The sequence below is a fragment of the Paenibacillus silviterrae genome (assembly GCF_030167925.1).
Lineage (GTDB): Bacteria > Bacillota > Bacilli > Paenibacillales > NBRC-103111 > Paenibacillus_G > Paenibacillus_G silviterrae.
Map to the genome: position 1 here is coordinate 4,597,554 of NZ_JASKUT010000001.1, position 14,093 is coordinate 4,611,646.

At 54.8% G+C, this 14,093-nt stretch carries 13 protein-coding genes and 1 riboswitch; of the genes, 10 read left to right on the forward strand and 3 right to left on the reverse strand.

Features of this window, described 5'->3' with window-relative positions; genetic code table 11:
- The first annotated feature begins 463 nt into the window (after positions 1-463).
- The 3 genes from QMO62_RS21285 to QMO62_RS21295 all read left to right on the forward strand — a co-directional run bounded on the left by QMO62_RS21285 (position 464) and on the right by QMO62_RS21295 (position 3,304).
- Complete coding sequence (locus QMO62_RS21285; protein ID WP_284644054.1) at positions 464-1,132, forward strand: DUF559 domain-containing protein; 669 nt, start codon at positions 464-466, stop codon at positions 1,130-1,132.
- A gap of 91 nt (positions 1,133-1,223) precedes the next feature.
- On the forward strand, positions 1,224-1,556 hold the full coding sequence (locus QMO62_RS21290; RefSeq protein ID WP_284644056.1) for an ArsR/SmtB family transcription factor: 333 nt from the start codon (positions 1,224-1,226) through the stop codon (positions 1,554-1,556).
- Between the two features lie 92 nt (positions 1,557-1,648).
- Positions 1,649-3,304, forward strand: a complete 1,656-nt coding sequence (locus QMO62_RS21295) for a SulP family inorganic anion transporter (protein ID WP_284644058.1) — start codon at positions 1,649-1,651, stop codon at positions 3,302-3,304.
- Positions 3,305-3,311: 7 nt separating this feature from the next.
- Here the strand turns inward: QMO62_RS21295 and QMO62_RS21300 are convergent, their stop codons facing one another.
- Positions 3,312-4,445: an alcohol dehydrogenase catalytic domain-containing protein gene (locus tag QMO62_RS21300; protein WP_284644060.1), complete on the reverse strand. Its 1,134-nt coding sequence runs from the start codon at positions 4,443-4,445 to the stop codon at positions 3,312-3,314.
- Between the two features lie 28 nt (positions 4,446-4,473).
- A complete protein-coding gene (locus QMO62_RS21305) occupies positions 4,474-6,348 on the reverse strand; it encodes an electron transport protein (protein ID WP_284644063.1) in 1,875 nt (624 codons plus the stop codon).
- 159 nt (positions 6,349-6,507) lie between these two features.
- Here QMO62_RS21305 and QMO62_RS21310 point away from each other — a divergent pair, with 159 nt between their 5' ends.
- Genes QMO62_RS21310 through QMO62_RS21330 form a run of 5 tightly spaced genes read left to right on the forward strand, consistent with a single transcriptional unit; the run spans position 6,508 to position 8,758 of the window.
- Positions 6,508-6,714, forward strand: coding sequence for a spore coat protein (locus QMO62_RS21310; protein ID WP_284644065.1), 207 nt, complete (start codon positions 6,508-6,510; stop codon positions 6,712-6,714).
- 16 nt (positions 6,715-6,730) lie between these two features.
- Complete coding sequence (locus tag QMO62_RS21315; protein WP_284644067.1) at positions 6,731-7,090, forward strand: spore coat protein; 360 nt, start codon at positions 6,731-6,733, stop codon at positions 7,088-7,090.
- A 17-nt stretch (positions 7,091-7,107) separates the two neighbouring features.
- Positions 7,108-8,244: a zinc-dependent alcohol dehydrogenase gene (locus QMO62_RS21320; protein WP_284644068.1), complete on the forward strand. Its 1,137-nt coding sequence runs from the start codon at positions 7,108-7,110 to the stop codon at positions 8,242-8,244.
- Positions 8,245-8,255: 11 nt separating this feature from the next.
- Positions 8,256-8,441, forward strand: coding sequence for a hypothetical protein (locus QMO62_RS21325; RefSeq protein WP_284644070.1), 186 nt, complete (start codon positions 8,256-8,258; stop codon positions 8,439-8,441).
- A 14-nt stretch (positions 8,442-8,455) separates the two neighbouring features.
- Positions 8,456-8,758 carry a spore coat protein gene (locus QMO62_RS21330; protein ID WP_284644071.1) on the forward strand — a complete coding sequence of 101 codons (303 nt, stop codon included), beginning with the start codon at positions 8,456-8,458 and terminating at the stop codon, positions 8,756-8,758.
- A gap of 76 nt (positions 8,759-8,834) precedes the next feature.
- Here QMO62_RS21330 and queF read toward each other — a convergent pair whose 3' ends face one another.
- On the reverse strand, positions 8,835-9,335 hold the full coding sequence (queF, locus tag QMO62_RS21335) for a preQ(1) synthase (protein WP_284644073.1): 501 nt from the start codon (positions 9,333-9,335) through the stop codon (positions 8,835-8,837).
- A 7-nt stretch (positions 9,336-9,342) separates the two neighbouring features.
- A riboswitch (PreQ1 riboswitch) is annotated at positions 9,343-9,386 on the reverse strand.
- A 176-nt stretch (positions 9,387-9,562) separates the two neighbouring features.
- On the opposite strand from queF, the gene QMO62_RS21340 reads away from it, so the two are divergent.
- Together QMO62_RS21340 and QMO62_RS21345 are read left to right on the forward strand one after the other, a co-directional pair.
- Complete coding sequence (locus QMO62_RS21340) at positions 9,563-11,614, forward strand: molybdopterin-containing oxidoreductase family protein (RefSeq protein ID WP_284644076.1); 2,052 nt, start codon at positions 9,563-9,565, stop codon at positions 11,612-11,614.
- Between the two features lie 5 nt (positions 11,615-11,619).
- Positions 11,620-13,977 (forward strand): putative bifunctional diguanylate cyclase/phosphodiesterase, encoded by a 2,358-nt coding sequence (locus QMO62_RS21345; RefSeq protein ID WP_284644077.1) that lies wholly within the window; start codon positions 11,620-11,622, stop codon positions 13,975-13,977.
- The last annotated feature ends 116 nt before the right edge of the window (positions 13,978-14,093 follow it).

Here is a 14,093-nt window from a genome sequence, read left to right on the forward strand (position 1 = left end):
AGTGGGTGAACGGTTGGTGAGCTGCTCGTCGTGGTCCTGCGTGGCGCAAGTGCGTCTAGGATTTGTGCGAATCGGCAGCAAATCCGGGCGGTTTCGTGCCTGTGGTGCTGGAATTGTGCTAAAGTGCAACTTTGATAGCCGAATTAGGAGAAACAGCCGCTTTGCCCCCCGGAATGTTGCATTATCGCACAAATGAAGCACATATAGTACCATATGGCCGGAGATTTGTGCCCATTTGCACAAATTCTCATGGGGTGAAGCACATGTAGTACCATCTGTCTGGGAATTTGTGCGCATTTGCACAAATCCTCATTGGCTGGAGCTACTGACGGTATTTGCAACTGGCATAAAATAACATTTTATACTATAATATGGAACTAGAGACGAAGAACGTCCCGATGACTGTCCTTTTCGAGCAAAAGGATGGCTCGGGGCGTTTTTTCATTCCAAGGGAGGATGGGATATGACTTTTGAGGAAGCGCATGCCGCGTTTATACTACACCATGTCGAGCGAAGAACGGGGGAACGCAAAGGGCGGCTTGTTCGCGGACATAACGAGGCGGAGAGGCTTTTCTGCCGCAATGTCTGGTGGCCCGTTAGAGGAAGCTTCGACGATCTGCATCCGGAGTACGAAGTACGGGATTGGCGAGGCATGTCTTACTTTTGCGATTTTGTCTGGCTGACGCAGCCGGTAAAGCTGGTTATTGAAATCAAGGGCTTCGGTCCCCATGTTCGGGATATGGACAGACAAAAATATTGCAGCGAGCTCAACCGTGAAACGTTCTTAACCGCGATGGGGTACCAGGTCATATCCTTCGCATATGACGACGTGTCCCAGCGTCCCGAGGTTTGCACGACCTTGCTGCGCATGGTGCTTAGCCGCTATCAAGCGGAGCCTGGTCCTACAGGGCGTTTGGCTGTATTGGAAAAAGAGGTCATTCGCCTTGCATGCCGTCTGTCACGCCCCCTGCGTACGGTTGACGTAAGGGAGCATCTGCTGCTCAACCATCGCACGGCGGTTCGGGTGCTGCAGGCGCTTTGCGGCAAGGGTTGGCTTGTTCCCAAGGAGGGGCCGACGGCAAAGTACATTGTTGGTTACGAGTTACAGCGTGGGGCATGGCGGAGTCTGTGATGGCAGGGCTTACGATGAGATGCCGCCGGATTTATGCGCCCTAGGCAATATGGTATACTGGTTACCATGAATGCCGGGAGGGGATATAACGATGCAATCGATACAACAGTTCAAGTCGGATTTCTTCAAGGCGTTGGCGCACCCCATGCGGATTCGGATTCTGGAGGTGCTAAGCGAAGGGGATCGCAATGTCAATGAGCTGCAAACGATCCTGGGCTCGGAGGGCTCGGCCGTTTCTCAGCAGCTGGCGGTTCTAAGAAACAAGAACGTCGTCTACGGCAAAAAGGAAGGGACCACGGTCATCTACTCCCTTCGCGATCCGCTCATCAAGGATTTATTGCAGGTAGCCAAGCAAATCTTCGATAATCACCTGGTGGATGCCATCAATCTGCTCGAGGATATCCGGAAGGAGCAGGCCAAGTAACGATGATTTCCCGTTGACAGAGCGTATCTGCGGGATTATCATGTTATATATATTCAAATATTCAAATATATAAAGAAAAGAAGGTTAGTCCCATGGACAGATTCGAAGGATACTCTTGGGGTGCTTTTCGCAAAGATCTGATTGCCGGGCTGATTGTAGGGATAATAGCCATTCCACTGGGAATGGCTTTTGCTATTGCCTCGGGGGTCAAACCGGAATACGGGATTTATACGACGATTGTAGCCGGCATCCTGATTTCACTGCTTGGCGGGTCCAAGTTCCAGATCGGCGGGCCGACGGGCGCCTTTATCCCTGTACTTTTCGCTATCACGTTACAGTACGGCTACGAAAATCTCCTGATCGCCGGGCTGATGGGCGGAGCTCTGCTTATCCTTATGGGTCTGTGCAGGATGGGATCCTTGATCCGCTTTATTCCCAAGCCCGTCACGGTCGGCTTCACCGCGGGCATTGCCGTTATTATTTTCAGCGGTCAGATCGCGAATTTCTTGGGCTTGCGCGAGATTGAGAAGCATGAGAGCTTCCTTATGAATATGAAAGAAATCGTGCTGCACCTTTCAACATGGAACTTATACAGCTTAGCCACGGCAAGCATTTGCCTCGTCATCCTCATTAGGGGTGCCAAATATCGATGGAAGGTTCCGGGTTCGCTGGTCGGGCTGGTCGTATCCAGCATCGTTGCGGCACTTTTCTTCGACGGGCAGGTGGCGACGATCGGCTCCTCCTTCGGTGAGATTCCAAGCCGGCTGCCGGCCTTTCATCTTCCCGAGATCTCATGGGAGAAAGTGCACAGCCTGCTTCAACCGGCCCTGATCATTGCAATGCTGGGCGGCATCGAATCCCTACTCTCGGCTGTGGTGGCCGACGAAATGGCAGGAACCAAGCATAACAGCAACCGGGAGCTGATCGGGCAAGGCATCGCCAACATGATTACGCCGCTGTTCGGGGGCATTCCCGCTACAGGGGCGATAGCGCGTACGGCGACGAATATCAAGAGCGGCGCGGCATCCCCGTTATCGGGAGTGATTCATGGCCTAACGGTGCTGCTGGTGCTGCTTGTTTTTGCGCCTTGGGCCTCCCGTATCCCGCTCGCCAGCATGGCGCCGATTCTTATGATGGTGGCATGGAATATGAGCGAGCGCAAAGTGTTCCTGCGCATTGTAAACATGCGTACCGGCGAGTCGATGCTTCTGCTGGTGACGTTCGTGTTAACCGTACTCACCACCTTGACTACGGCGGTAGGCGCAGGTCTGGCTCTGGCACTGCTGCTCTTCGTAAAGCGAATGGGCGATACGAACGGCTTCGCGAAAATGGTGTCCGGCCGCAGCTGCCCCCAGCTCAGCATGTATACGATAGAAGGGCCGCTGTTCTTCGGTTCGGCCTTGCTGCTGGAGAAGGGGGTCACGGGTGCGGACCTGGATCAAAAATCCAAGATGCTGCTTCTGCAGATGGGCAAAGTGCCTTATATCGATATTACGGGCGCCGCTCAGCTGGAAGGACTGGTTCATCAGGTCAGCCGCTCCAATGGAGTCGTGCTGCTATCGGATGTTGCCGCACAGCCCTACTCGATGCTGGAAAAGTCCGGCGTCCTTGCCCGCATCGGGCGTGAGCACGTGTATGACAGCGCGGAGCAGGCGGTGGCGTCCGCGCTGAGGTGCGCGGACAGGGAGCGCTGCAGGGAGTGTAGTCACCACCGAACCGGGCAGTGCACGCTATCCGGGACGGTGTAGCATTCGCCTACGGCTTTAGGATGATCTTTACCGCATCTTCCTTCTTTTTATCAAAAATCTCATAAGCATGGGCTGCGGAGGAAAGGGGCAGTCGATGGGTGATGATATCGGACGGATCGAAGCCGCTGCTTAGCTCCTCATAGATGCGTCCCATCAAATGAACGACCGAGGCCGTGCCCATGCGAAGCGATACGCTGCGGCCAAAGAAGTCGCCGAGCGGGAAAGCATTGTACCTTAGGCCGTAGAACCCGACCAGCTCTACGGTTCCTCCCTTGCGAACGGCTTGGGATGCGATATTGATGGCGCTCATGCCGCCGCCTTGCAGTCGCAGGGCGGTTTCGACTTTTTCGATAAAGCTCATTTTTCCGTCGCCCCCCACACAATCGATCACAACATCGGCCCCCCCGTTGGTGATTTCCCTGAGATACTCGCCGGTCCGCGGTTGCTCCAGGAAGTTGACCGTTTCCACCCGATTCGCTTTACGGGCATGCTCCAAGCGATAGGGCACGTAATCGACGGCAATGACCCGGGAGGCACCGAGCCGCCACGCCCACTTTTGCGTCAACAGTCCGATGGGGCCGCAGCCTAGAACCACAACGGTATCCCCTTGCTTCATGCCGGACTGGATTACTCCCCACAAGGAGGTGGGGAGAGCATCCGTCATAAGCAGCAGCGTATCTTCCTCCACCTCACAGCCAGGCGGGATCACCATAGGGAGGTAGTTGGCGTAAGGCACCCTGAGCAGCTCGGCTTGCCCTCCGGCATAATCTCCAAAGAGGCGGGAGCAGCCGTAAACAGCTCCCATCTCGCCTTCGGGATTCGCCAGATCGCATTGGCTTTCCAGTTCGGCTTCACAGAACCGACAATGGCCGCAGGCTACATTGAACGGTATAGCGACCCGATCGCCTCGCTTCACCTTATGCACATCAGGCCCCGTCTCCAGCACAACGCCCATCGTTTCATGGCCCAGAATGTAACCCTTACCCATACTGGGGATCATTCCATGGTAGAAATGAAGATCCGAACCGCAAATACCGGTCGAAGTGACTTGAATGATGATGTCATCTGGCTTTAGGATGCGCGGGTCGGGGGTATTTTGAACTTGGACCTCATTAATTCCTTGAAAGGTAACTGCTTTCATACCGGGAGCCCCCGTTCAATTATGTGGATCAAGGCCGATCGTTTACTTTAAGCAAATAGTCAATGAGCGCGTCCTGCTGCTCTTGGGTGAACCCGGCTTCCTCGTCGACCCAGTACTCATGTCCGGCGCCTGTGATACGTGCGCGTACCGCATCGGGGTCGGCTTCGTTCGCCGCGATGACTTGCCGCCGAAGCCGCCGGTCTACAAGGGCACGCAGACTGTTCGCCGGGTCCGCGGCAACCCCTCGGTGCAGTGTGCCGGGAATCCCCGCCTGGGATGCACCCTCCGCACCGACGGCAACGCCGCCGTCGTGCAAATAAGGTGCGGACCAATAGAGACCGAACAAGCTCGGGACCTTATAGCCCCCCTCTCTCCCGCCTTGTCCCAGCGAGAGCCGAAGCTGCTCCGGGTCATACCGCGATAGATCAAATTCAAAGGTGTTGGGGCGGGCCGGAAGCGGCACCGGCGTATTCCAGGGATACATCAGCGGCTTGTCCCAAGCGGGCTCCAAGGACCGGAGTGCAATCGACCGGGTCGGCTCTGTTCCGATCACCGAGCTCGGTACAATGGAATTGTTCGTCAAGTAAGTGCCGGCATGACACGAAATGCAATTTGCTCTCCGAAAGACGTCTCTCCCCGCGGATACCCTCTGCGCATCCGAAGCTTGATGCTTCGATGGGGGCGGATGCAATGCGTTCTGGTAAGCTGCCATAGCCAGCAAATGGTAAGCGACGGGATAGCCCGGCTTCGATGCAAGCAAACCGGTGATAGAGACCGGAGACGGGCGAGGATAATTCGGTGTCGGGATCAGCTCGTTCACGCCGGGGGCTCCCGGAGTCGGATCCACTCGATCGAAGAAAGCCGAAGGCTTCTCGCCGCTTTCCGGCCGATACCGGTACTTCTCGTTCGCCGCCCGCTGCAGCACGGTACCCACATACACCTCCTTATCCAGCCCAAAGAGGGTCTTGCTGAGATTCATTTGAGACAGCGGGTCCATGTTCTGAGCGTTCGGAATCCCGTTAAAAAAGGCGAGCCCGTGAAAAGGGCCGATCCCTATCGAACCGCTCCAGGTGTAAGGATGATCCCCTTTGGTGAAGGAATCCGGAATTTGCACCGGCGAATTTTTCAGATCGATCATGGTATCGACATAACCGGGAGGCCATGTAAGAAAATCTCGATCCACCGCCTTCTCCAAGGCATCAGGATCGGGCAGCGCGAGCTTCGAGCCGTCCTCGCCCGGTACCGTTCTCCCCGCATCTTTAATAAACTTGGTTAGATTATCCACATCGGTATGAGTAAAAAAGGCTGCAGAATTCGTCCCGAGCGCAAGCAGCAGACCTGCATTGAAATCCGTGTTCGGCACTCCCTCGAGGATCTTACCTGAGGGCAAATCGGCAATGGCATGACAAGTTACGCAGCCGAGACCAGCCTGAAGCCGTCCTTCCTTCACCTTGAGGGTGATACCGAGCGGGGTATAAGCTCCCTTGGCCACATCGAGTCCGGTGTCGATCAGCTCTCCTTTATGAATCGTCCGATCGCCGATCACAACTGTTTTTGCCGCCTCGACCTGCAGGTTGTTGGTGCCTTTTCCCCTCAGCTTCAAGCAAGCCTTAACCACGTTCGGCAAGGTCAAAGCCCCGTCGTACGCCCCGAGAATATCGGTAAAGAAAACCTCGTTGCCGAACGTTTCGGTATAAAAGGCTTTGCGCCCAAAAGCAATCAGCTCATCGGTAACAGGGAACTCTTCCTCCGACGTTTCCTGAGCGGTCAACACCTGGATCGGTTCAGCCGCTTCGGTCTGACTGGGAAAGTAGCCGTATTCGAAGGTGAAGTAATGAATCAGGCCATTGATCAAAAATACAGCCCCAAAAATACACAAGAGGATAAGCACAGGTTTTCTCATAGAAGCTTCCGCCTTTCCCGTCAACTGGACAGACATTCCTTAGCCTGTCTTCCTGTTCCTGAATTATTCCTCCCGGGTGACACAAATTGGAATCTATAAGCCTCGGCAGCTTTTGGAAAGCCTATCAATACTTGTACCTATGTGGAGGTGATACCAGGGATGAGCCAAACAACCCTTGGACCGCATGAATCGATCGAAATTCACGAGCTGCTCAATTTCAAAATGATTTGTCTGACCAAATCGAAGCTGCTGCAGGGGATTGTGTTCGATCGCGACCTGAAAGCATTGATGCAGAAGGACGTGGAGCAATCCGTCGAATCGATCAAGCAGCTGCAAGAGCTGTATCAGCGTTTTCCATTACAATAATCAGAGGTGCTGCTACATGGAAGATTACTTGGATCCCCGCAACTCGGAAGGGCTTCCGAAGCAGGCGGACTCGTTATTTGCCTTGGATTTTTTGATTTCGGCCAAGAGTGCGGTACGGAATACGGCCATGGTCTTAGCCGAGACGGCCACGCCGGACGCCAGAGCGATTCTCAAGCAGCAGCTGGATCAAGCGATCGCGCTGCATGAGGAGATCAGCCGGCTCATGATTGAGAAGCGTTGGTTCCATCCTTATCAGGTTGATGAGCAATTTGCCATTGATCTGAAGGCCGCTCAAACGACGGTGGAGATCGCTATGCTGAAGTTGTTTCCGGAGGATACGGCGCGCATCGGCATGTTCGCCACACCGAACAAATAGGGGGGACATCATCTTATATGAAGGCAGTAACATTTCAGGGGATCAAAAACATTGAAGTGCGCGAGGTAGAGGACCCCAGGATCGAGCATCCGGAGGATATGATCGTCCGGCTGACGACGACGGCCATCTGCGGCTCGGATCTGCATCTCCTTCACGGGATGATCCCGAATCTGCCTACCGGCTATGTGATCGGGCATGAACCGATGGGGATCGTCGAAGAGGTAGGGCCCGAGGTGACGAAGCTGAAGAAGGGCGACCGCGTCATTATCCCGTTCAACATCGCTTGCGGTCATTGCTATTACTGTACTCACGAGCTGGAGAGCCAATGTGACAATTCGAACCCGAACGGAGAGATGGGCGGTTTCTTCGGCTATTCGGAAACGACAGGCGGGTATGACGGAGGCCAAGCGCAATACTTGCGCGTTCCGTTCGCCAACTTCAGCTCCTTCCGCATTCCGGAGGACTCCGAGATTGAGGATGAGAAGCTTGTGCTGATCTCCGATGCCATGTCGACCGCCTTCTGGTCCATCGACAACGCCGGTGTGAAGCCGGGAGATACGGTCATCGTGCTGGGCTGCGGACCGGTCGGATTGCTGGCGCAAAAGTTCGCTTGGCTTAAGGGCGCGAAGAGGGTTATTGCCGTCGATTATGTAGGCTACCGGCTGGAGCATGCGAAACGGACGAACCATGTGGAAATCGTCAATTTCGAATCCGAAGAGAACATCGGCAACCATTTGAAGGAGATCACCGGCGGCGGAGCGGATGTGGTGCTGGACTGCGTCGGCATGAGCGGCAAAATGACGCCGATGGAGTTTCTGGCCAGCGGCTTGAAGCTGCAGGGCGGGGCCATGAGCAGCGTCGTCATCGCTTCGCAAGCGGTGCGTAAGGGCGGCACGATTCAGATCACCGGCGTATATGGCGGCCGTTACAATGCCTTCCCCCTTGGGGATATTTTCCAAAGAAACGTAAATCTGCGGACGGGACAAGCGCCTGTCGTACACTACATGCCGCATATGTATGAGCTGATCGCCACGGGCAAGGTAGACCCCGGAGATATCGTTACCCACGTGCTGCCGCTGGAGCAAGCGAAGCATGGGTATGAAATTTTTGATACGAAGACGGATCATTGCATTAAGGTGGTCCTCAAGCCATAGGAGGGAGCCCAATGTATACGAGACACGAAACGATGGATTTGCACGAAATCGCCGTATTCAAGACGGTAAGTCTCACCAAAGCGAAAACCATGCAGGTGCTGGTATCCGATCCGGATCTGAAAAGTATTCTCCAGCAGGATGTACAGACTTCGACTAGACAGCTCCAAGAGCTGCAGAGCTTGCTGACTAAGGCATAGGAAGGAGCGTTCGGATGAATACGATTGTAGAGGCGGTCCTTGGCGTCAATAAGCTGACCGATCAGGTGATTGCGATGGATTACTTGATATCGGTGAAAAATGCGACGATCAACTACGCAATGGCCATTACGGAATCGGCGACGCCCGAGGTCAGGGAAGCCCTTCACAGGCAGCTGCACGAAACGATCGCGGCGCATGAGTCGATCATCAGCTATCTGATGTCCCGCGGCGTTTATCATCCTTACAGCGCACAGGAGCAGATCAACGTGGATCTGCAAAATATCAAGACGGCGCTAAGCATTCCGTCGCCATCCTAAATAAGAAAGAGCCGGAGCTGCACACAAGGATTCTCGTGCCAAACTCCGGCTCTTTTCATTGTAACGGCTCAAAAAACTACCGGTTGTCCACCTTCTCCGGGTATAGGTCATGGTTCAGCAGACGATGCTCCGCCATAGCCTCAAATTTCGTGCCGGGACGTCCCCAATTGCAGTACGGGTCGATGGAAATGCCGCCGCGCGGGGTGAATTTCCCCCAAACCTCTATATACAGCGGGTCCATCAGCTTGATCAAGTCATTCATGATGATGTTCACGCAGTCCTCGTGAAAATCCCCATGATTGCGGAAGCTGAACAAATACAGCTTCAGCGATTTGCTTTCCACCATCCGCACATCCGGGATGTAAGAGATATACAGTGTGGCGAAATCCGGCTGTCCTGTAACAGGGCATAGGCTGGTAAATTCAGGGCAATTAAACTTGACGAAATAAGCGCGCCCCGGGTGTTTATTATCGAACGTCTCCAGGACGGACGGGTCATAGGTGAATACATAACGCGTCCCTTGATCGCCGAGCAGCGTAATATCCTTCAATTCTTCTTCTTTTCTTCCTGCGCTCATCTTAAGCAGCTCCTTAGTTTTTTATAGAGGGAGTTTGCGAACCTCTTGGCAAACCGGCCCGCGGCGGGCCGGGTCGGGTCGTCAAAGACCATAAAGTACTATATCATACATCCGAAGCGTTGGCTATGAAGCGGTTTGGCGGCCATGCGGAGCGAAGCAGGAGTTCTGGCACATTTTGTCGAATATACAATAATACTTCTAGCATGTCCGGAAGAAAGGAGCAATGTATGCATTCCTATATAGATCAACCGAATGGAGTGTTTCCCTCCGTCTGTTCACTCGACTGTCCCGACCAGTGCGGTTTGCTCATACATAAGCAGGACGGCGTCATAACGAAAATCGAAGGCGATCCCGAGCATCCCGTTACCCAAGGGGCGATTTGCAACAAAGTACGGAACATGACGGAACGGATTTACGATGCAAAAAGATTGACATATCCGCTTCGGCGAGTCGGCAGGAAAGGGGAGGCGCAGTTCGAGCGTATTACCTGGGAAGAAGCGATTCGGACCATTACCGACAGCTTTAAGCAGATCACGTCCGAACATGGCGCCGAAGCCATTCTGCCGTATAGCTTCTACGGCAACATGGGCCGCATCGGGACGGAGGGCATGGATCGGCGCTTCTTCTACCGTCTGGGCTCGAGCCGACTGCAATACACGATCTGCCAAGCGGCGGGGCAAGAGGGCTACACGTATACGATGGGCGGAGGGTTCGGTATCGACCCTGAGGATACGGTGCATTCCAAGCTCATTATCATGTGGGGCATCAATGCGGTCAGCACGAACATGCATCAAGTGGTGCTGGCGGAGAAGGCCCGCAAGAACGGGGCGAAGATCGTTGTGATTGATGTGCACCGCAATCAGACGGGCAAATGGGCGGACTGGTTCATTCCGGTACAGCCCGGTACCGATGCCGCGCTGGCCCTTGGCATCATGCACGTTCTCTTTAAAGAGCAGCTGGCGAATGAAGATTTCCTTGCTGAATACACGGTAGGCCATGAAGAGCTGCGCGAGCACGTCAAGCAGTACACGCCGGAGCTGGTTGCCTCCATCACCGGCGTTCCGGCGGAGGACATCGTCCGTCTGGCGCGGCTGTACGGCGGGACGGAGGCCTCCTTTATCCGCATCGGCAACGGTCCGCAGCATCATGACAACGGAGGCATGTGCATCCGGACGATTGCCTGCTTGCCTGCACTTACGGGAGCCTGGCTGCATAAGGGCGGCGGCGCGATCAAGAGCAACAGCGGCTGGCTGGAGATGAACAACGCCGCGCTGCAAAGGCCGGATCTGCTCCGGCAGAGCACCCGCAGCATCAATATGAACCTGCTCGGCAGCGCCCTGCTGGGCCAGGAGCCTCCGATCTATTCGCTTTATGTTTATAATACGAATCCTGCCGTGGTGGCGCCGGAGGCAAACAAGGTAAGGCAGGGGCTTGCCAGGGAAGACCTGTTCACCGTCGTCCATGATTTGTTCCTCACGGAAACGGCGGCCTATGCCGATATTATTTTACCGGCTACCTCGTCCTTCGAGAATACGGACCTGTACCGGTCCTATTGGCATCATTATGTGCAGCTGCAGCAGCCTGTCATTGCGCCCTACGGGGAGAGCAAATCGAACGTAGAGGTATTCCGTTTGCTTGCTCGGGCCATGGGCTTCGAGGAAGAGGCGTTGCAGGATTCGGAAGAGGACATGATCCGGCAGACGCTGGATCATCCGGCCAATCCGGTTATCAAGGGAATGACCTTTGAAGCCTTGAGGGAGAAGCAATATGTGAAGGGGCAAACGACGCCGCTGCTTGCAGGCAAGCTGCGAACGCCAAGCGGCCGGATTGAACTGTACTCGAAGGTTATGGAACGCAGGGGCTATCCTCCGCTGCCGACCTATATGCCGCTGGCGGAGGAGGGGGACCTGCCGTTTCTGTTTATCCCGGCTCCGAATCATAACTTTCTGAATTCCACCTTCTCCAATAATGAGAAGCACGTGCGGATGGAGAAGTCGCCTAAGCTGCATATGAACCGGGCGGACGCGGCACGACTTCAAATACAATCGGGCGATAAGGTTCGAGTGTGGAACTCGCGGGGGGAATGCATCCTGACGGCTTCCGTAGGAGACGATGTGCTTCCGGGCGTCGCGGTGAGTCAAGGCTTGTGGTCGGATGATACGGAGCATCCGGGAAGCGCCTTGGTGAATGCCCTGACGCCTGACCGAATTGCCGATATGGGAGGCGGAGCCGTCTTTTTCTCAGGAAGGGTGCAAATCGAAAAGCTGATCAAGAGGTGACAACAATGGGGAGCGTCGTGTTACTAATCCTTTTGATGCCTATGTTTTTCCTGCTTTACTGCTCCATCGAAATCTTCAAGAGAGATCCGAAGAATAAGGAAAATCAGGCGGCAGCCGGCGTCATGTTCACCCTGTTCTTCATCTTCCTGTCGGACTATGCGCAAATCGTTCTACCCGGGAGCTTCACCCTCGGGATCGCCATATATGTCAAATATCCCGCAACGCTGCTGTGCGGCACCTTCGCACTGATGTTTCACTTTCTTATTGCCCGCCGTTATCATTCCGTTCCATGGGGCTGGCTTCGGACGGCTGCTCTCATGCCGGTGCTTGTGTACTTTGCCATCCTGTTCACCCAGGGGCATCAAGTGCTGGTCGGAGGGGCCCGGACGGAAGCCATGTGGAAGCTGGAACAGCCGGAGCTGCCGCTCGTTCTATTATTAGGCTGTATGGCCTTGTTTTCGTTTATTAATTTCGGGATTTCCCTGAAGGCTTGGCTACAGACTCGTAATCGGCAGGAGAAGCGCCGCTTCCTTACGCTGATCCAGGCTCATCTTTTGGTCGGCGCTTCCGGTATGTTATGCTGGTGGCTTTCCCAGCGACTGGAGGGGCATGTCCCGATTCCGTCCACGCTTAGCATTTTACCGATATTCGTATGGGGATTTGCCATCCGGCTGCTGATGAACCGAAGCGACCTGCTTCCTTCGGCTTCGAGTAAATTCGAGGTGCTGTACAAAATTAATCCGACGGCCATTCTTCTGATGGACCGGCAGCTGGTTGTGCAGGAGGCGAACCCGAGCTCGGTGAAAATGTTCGGCGGCGAGCTGCTCTATACCCCGCTGTACCGCTACTTAAACGAGGGGGAGGAGGCTCTGGAGGGAAAGATCACTTCCGAAGCTTTGCTCATGAGCCCATGGGTCAACCGGGAATGCACGCTGGTAACCTTAACCGGACAAAGAAAGACGGTTCTGGTTGACACGGACACCATGGTGGCGGGCGGCGAGCGGTATGTGCTTGCGGTCATTCGCGATATTACAGCTAGGAAGCAGGAGGAATTGTATACGCAGTATATCGCTCACCACGATCCTCTGACCGGATTGGCCAACCGGCTGAAGTTCAATCAGATGCTGGAGGAGAAGCTGGCGGAAGCCGAACGGAAAGCAAGAAAGCTGGCGGTTCTGCTGATTGATTTGGACCGGTTTAAGTTCATTAATGATACGCTCGGGCATCAGTTCGGGGATGAAGCGCTGATCGAGCTGTCGAATCGTCTGACGGAGGCCATAGGGGAACAAGGGGTTGTGACTCGCCTGGGCGGAGATGAGTTCGCATTGCTGCTGCCGGGCATCAACGAGATCGATGAGGTGATTCTGACGGCGGAATCGATTCTTCAGCTGTTCTTACGGCCGGTGGAGCTGCAGGAGCGCGAGTTCTACCTGGCGGCCAGCATCGGAATCAGCCTGTATCCGAACGACGGAGATTCTACCTCCCATCTTATGAAGAATGCGGATATCGCCATGTATCATGCGAAGTCCAGCGGGGGCAATCAATACCGGTTCTATACTCAGGAGCTGAATGCGGCCCTTCGTCGTCATGTGGATATGGAGACCGCGCTGCGCAAAAGTTTGGAGAACGGGGAACTGGAGCTCTATTACCAGCCGCAGTATGACTTGGCTGCGGACCGGCTGACCGGTGCAGAGGCGCTGCTGCGTTGGCATTCGAAGGAGCTGGGCGCCGTTTCCCCTGTCGAATTTATTCCTCTTGCGGAGCAAAGCGGTTTGATCGTCATGATCGGCCAGTGGGTGCTCGAGGAGGCTTGCCGGGAGGCGGTCGGTTGGGCCGGGCTGTCCGATTACCCCATGACCGTGTCCGTCAATGTATCCGCCATTCAATTGATGCAGCCGGATTTCGTCTATATCGTGACGAGAGCGCTTCGCGCAACCGGACTTCCGGCCGGACAGCTGTGTCTGGAGATTACCGAAAGCATGGTCATGGACAAGCTGACGATGGTCATGAAGACACTGGACGAGCTGGTGGCGCTGGGCATACATATCTCCATGGACGATTTTGGCACCGGATATTCCTCCTTAAGCGTGATCCAGCAGCTTCCGGTCTCCTCGATCAAGATCGACCGCTCCTTTATTATGAACATGACCGAAGAGCAGCTGGAGCGCTCGATTGTCCCGGCGATTATTTCGATGTCGCATATGCTGGGGAAGGAGGTCGTAGCGGAGGGAGTGGAGAACGCAGAGCAACTGAACATTCTTAGGGGGCTCCACTGCGATACCGGACAAGGCTATTTCTTCAGCAAGCCGCTGCCGGCTGAGGAGATGATCCGTTTCATTACGGGCCTGCGTAATTCCGCCTAAAGTCCTAGTAACCGGCGCGTCGGGAGACAGGGGAGTACACGCAGGCGCTTGGCTTGCTCCCCTTGTTTTTCCCGCATCTGCTCATTTTTATCGTTTACAATCTCGTAGAGTCGGAT

Excerpts from the sequence above, each read along its gene's own strand:
- queF (WP_284644073.1), bottom strand. The coding sequence starts at position 9,335 with ATGAGCGCAGGAAGAAAAGAAGAAGAATTGAAGGATATTACGCTGCTC.
- QMO62_RS21315 (WP_284644067.1), top strand. The coding sequence starts at position 6,731 with ATGGAAGATTACTTGGATCCCCGCAACTCGGAAGGGCTTCCGAAGCAG.
- QMO62_RS21340 (WP_284644076.1), top strand. The coding sequence starts at position 9,563 with ATGCATTCCTATATAGATCAACCGAATGGAGTGTTTCCCTCCGTCTGT.
- QMO62_RS21300 (WP_284644060.1), bottom strand. The coding sequence starts at position 4,445 with ATGAAAGCAGTTACCTTTCAAGGAATTAATGAGGTCCAAGTTCAAAAT.
- QMO62_RS21310 (WP_284644065.1), top strand. The coding sequence starts at position 6,508 with ATGAGCCAAACAACCCTTGGACCGCATGAATCGATCGAAATTCACGAG.
- QMO62_RS21305 (WP_284644063.1), bottom strand. The coding sequence starts at position 6,348 with ATGAGAAAACCTGTGCTTATCCTCTTGTGTATTTTTGGGGCTGTATTT.
- QMO62_RS21345 (WP_284644077.1), top strand. The coding sequence starts at position 11,620 with ATGGGGAGCGTCGTGTTACTAATCCTTTTGATGCCTATGTTTTTCCTG.
- QMO62_RS21320 (WP_284644068.1), top strand. The coding sequence starts at position 7,108 with ATGAAGGCAGTAACATTTCAGGGGATCAAAAACATTGAAGTGCGCGAG.
- QMO62_RS21325 (WP_284644070.1), top strand. The coding sequence starts at position 8,256 with ATGTATACGAGACACGAAACGATGGATTTGCACGAAATCGCCGTATTC.
- QMO62_RS21285 (WP_284644054.1), top strand. The coding sequence starts at position 464 with ATGACTTTTGAGGAAGCGCATGCCGCGTTTATACTACACCATGTCGAG.
- QMO62_RS21295 (WP_284644058.1), top strand. The coding sequence starts at position 1,649 with ATGGACAGATTCGAAGGATACTCTTGGGGTGCTTTTCGCAAAGATCTG.
- QMO62_RS21290 (WP_284644056.1), top strand. The coding sequence starts at position 1,224 with ATGCAATCGATACAACAGTTCAAGTCGGATTTCTTCAAGGCGTTGGCG.
- QMO62_RS21330 (WP_284644071.1), top strand. The coding sequence starts at position 8,456 with ATGAATACGATTGTAGAGGCGGTCCTTGGCGTCAATAAGCTGACCGAT.